Annotated in this window: 2 protein-coding genes and 1 pseudogene; 1 reads left to right on the top strand and 2 read right to left on the bottom strand. The window is 71.1% G+C overall.

What is annotated here, in order from left to right; translation table 11 throughout:
* Positions 1-236, bottom strand: a pseudogene (locus tag ACWCRD_RS43495) (2-oxoacid:acceptor oxidoreductase subunit alpha); the annotation flags it as partial.
* Between the two features lie 422 nt (positions 237-658).
* On the opposite strand from ACWCRD_RS43495, the gene ACWCRD_RS43490 reads away from it, so the two are divergent.
* Entirely contained in the window at positions 659-1,417 is a 759-nt protein-coding gene (locus tag ACWCRD_RS43490) for a thioesterase II family protein (protein WP_450971210.1), read from the top strand.
* A 123-nt stretch (positions 1,418-1,540) separates the two neighbouring features.
* Here ACWCRD_RS43490 and ACWCRD_RS43485 read toward each other — a convergent pair whose 3' ends face one another.
* A complete protein-coding gene (locus ACWCRD_RS43485; protein WP_450971209.1) occupies positions 1,541-2,797 on the bottom strand; it encodes an aminotransferase class V-fold PLP-dependent enzyme in 1,257 nt (418 codons plus the stop codon).
* Positions 2,798-3,376: the final 579 nt, after the last annotated feature.

Raw genomic sequence — 3,376 nt, 5'->3', positions numbered from 1 at the left:
TGGAAGGACGACACACCCGGCAGGGTCCCGGCAGGCGCGCGGATCTCGGCCGGGAAGTTCGGAAGAGTGGACAGATCGTTCCCGAAGGACGCGGTCTCCGAGGTGAATCGGTCACCGGTGAGCTGCATACCGTCACCCGAGTCCCCCGCGAACCGGATGATCACCCGGTCCAGACGCCGCACGTCCTTCGCGGGTGCCGTCCCCGTCTCGGGCGGCCCGGTCATTTCCACAGACATGTGTAGGTCGGCTCCTGTCGGTCCGTGACTGTCTCGCGGCGGCACCGGAGTGCGCACACCTGGACCGGAGGCTAGTGACGGCCGTTAGAGGGGCACTCGCATCCGCCCGGGCCGCCCCGGACTCGACGGTGGCATCAGCAAGGTGCCGCTCGCCGCGTTCCGTCGCGGCTGTATCGCCACGTGCCATACTCCTGCACCCCGACAACGCGGGCCGGACCCGCAGTTGCATCGGCCGGCTGCCGCTGCGCGGGGTCGCCGGACAGCGGACCACGGGACGCATCCGGCTCCCGATCTGCTCAAGGACCTCTTCCCGTGCGGCGGCAGCATGCCGACGAGGCCCCGCGGATCGGGCACGACACCGTTTCCGAATCGGTCCGTCCAGAGCCGGCCCGGCCCGACATGACCCGAAGGGGACCACCGACATGACAGCTTTCACGACGTCCACGAACGCGGGGACGGGCGCCTGGGTACGGCGCTTCCGCCCCGCCCCCGAGGCCCCGCACCGCATGGTGTGCTTCCCGCACGGGGGCGGCTCGGCGTCCTTCTACTTCCCGGTCGCCCGAGCCCTCGCGCCGGACGTCGACGTGCTCGCGATCCAGTACCCGGGGCGCCAGGACCGGCGCCACGAACCCTGTGTCGACAGCGTCCACGGGCTCGCCGACGCGCTGGTGGAGGAGTTGCGGGACTGGTTCGACCGGCCGGTGTCGTTCTTCGGGCACAGCCTGGGCGCCTCGGTGGCCTACGAGGTGGCGCGGCGCTTCGAACAGCGCGGCCAGGTGCTGCACCACCTGTTCGTCTCCGGGCGGCGGGCCCCGTCCATCGTGCGGGACGAGCGGGTGCACCTGCGGGACGACGAGGGCCTGATCGAGGACATCACCCGGCTCAGCGGTACCGACACCCGGGTGCTGGGCGATCCGGACCTCCTGCGCATGGTCCTGCCGTCGATCCGCGCCGACTACCGGGCCGCGGAGACCTATCGCCCGGCGCCGGGCCCGCTGTTGTCCTGCCCGCTGACCGCGCTCACCGGTGACGACGATCCCCGGGTCACGCTGGACGAGGCACGCACCTGGGCGGAACACAGCGCGGGGCCGTTCGACCTGAAGGTGTTCTCCGGCGGCCACTTCTACCTCAACGCGCAGGCACCGGCCGTCCTTTCCGCCCTGAGGGCGCGGCTGGGATGACCGCACCGCGAGAACCCGGGTCACGGATCCCCCCAGCCCCGTGACCCGGGTTCTCGCCTGTCCGCTCACGTGCCCCGGCAAGTCGATTGCTCCGAGCGGCACTTCCCGTCGGCCGCCGACCGCTCATGCCCCGGGCTGGAGCCGGCTGGTGTGTGACGGAGCGTCGGACACCAGGGTCAGATGCCCTCGCCCGGCCACTCGCTGGCTCGGGGTCCGGACCGGGGCCGACACGGACGGCATGAACGGCGCTGCGTGCAACGCCGGTGCGGTCAACGGCGGACGCGGGACGTGGGCGGAGTGCGGGCGCCCCTCGGCCACGGCGTCCTGGAGAGCGTCGGCGAACAACTCGATGTCCTCGGCGCGGTTGTCGGGGTGGACGGATGCGCGTACGGCCGTGACGACACCGCGTCCGGGCAGGTACAGCGGGGTCTCCTGGGCGACCGTCTTCCATACGGCGATTCCGCGGTCCGCGAGGCGACGGCGCAGCAGTGCGGCCGGCAGTTCCTCGTGCGTGAAGGTGACGATGCCGGACTGGACCCGGCCGGGAACGATCAGCGCGGTGCCGGGCGTGTTCTCCACGGTGGCGCGCAGGCGGGCACCGAGGTCCTCGGTGGCGGGCGCGAGCCGGGCCAGGGCCGCGTTCAGCGCGGCGACGGCGGCGCCGTGCGGCGGCACGAGCGGCAGGCCGCCGTGCGGGGCCAGGGCCTGGCGCAGCTGCGGTGCCGCATGGGCGAACCCGACGGACTGCGGCCCGCGCAGGAAGCGCCAGCCGTCTCCGGTGAGCAGGTGGCAGCCGATGCGGGCGACGTCCACGGGGAGCTGTCCGACGGCGTAGGAGGCATCGACGGCGTACAGGCAGCGGTGCGGGGCCAGGATGCGGCCGATCTCCTCCACCGGGTTGACGATGCCGCAGCCCGCCGGGACATGCGTCACCGAGACCAGGGCCAGGTCCTCGCCGGCGTGGGAGGCCATCCACTCCAGATCCAGGTCCCCGTCCGGGCGCAGCGGTACGACGTCCAGCCGGCAGCCGGTGCGGGCGCGCAGGGCGAACAGGGCGGTGAGATGGGCGGCGGACTCGTAGGGAGTCGTCCAGACGCGGTCGCGCGGGCCGAGCGGGAGCCGGGACAGAACGGCGGCGAAGGCGTCGGCGGCCCCGGTGCACAGAGCGGTGTCGCCGCTCGGCGCGCCGAGCAGGGCGGCCAGTCGCTCGTGGATCTCCCGGTTCAAGACGTCGTCGAGGCGTTCCTCCAGCTCGTACGGCCCGTACCGGTCCTCGAAGCGCGTCCATTCGGTGAGGACCTCGAGTACGGCGGCCGGCATGCGGCCGAGACCGGCCGAGTTCAGATGGACCCTTCGGTCACCTTGGGACTTCGCGTTCACTTTCGGGGCCTCCCCCCGTCACCGAGACAGCTGAGGCAATTTGTTGCCTGATGCTTGGCAATACATTGCCCACATGGAGCGGAAGTTGGCAACGTGGGCTCAGGCGGCGCTCAAGTGGAGGTGACAGCCCCTGGCTCCGAACTCGGCTGTGCCAGGGCCTCTTTCCTAGGAATTGCCTAGCGTTGCCAAAGGATCCGGACTTCTGCCAAGACTTGGCATCCTTGCAGGTCAGACGTCTCTCATCCAGGCAAGTCAGTAGTGTGCGGCGGGGTTCTGGGGCGTATCTCGCGACCCTCTTGAGCACAGTTCGACCAATTCCCGAGCGATTCCCGAGATCCCCTTGCCAATCTTCTTGGCAAGAGGTTGCCAAGCAACGAACACGGAATTGACACCGAGGAGCCCGCCATGAACCGCATCGCCCGCATCGCCCGCATCGCCACCGTCGCCACCGTCGCCGCCGCCGCGTTCTCCACCGCTGGTGCCGCCTCCGCCGCGGACTCGATCGGCTGGCCGACCACGACGAAGACGGTGTCCGCGACGGACTCGATCGGCTGGCCGAAGACCGCGACCGCCGTCACG

The organism is Streptomyces sp. NPDC002092 (assembly GCF_053593775.1).
Note: the sequence above shows the minus strand (reverse complement) of the source record. Positions and strands in the feature narration are given on the sequence as shown.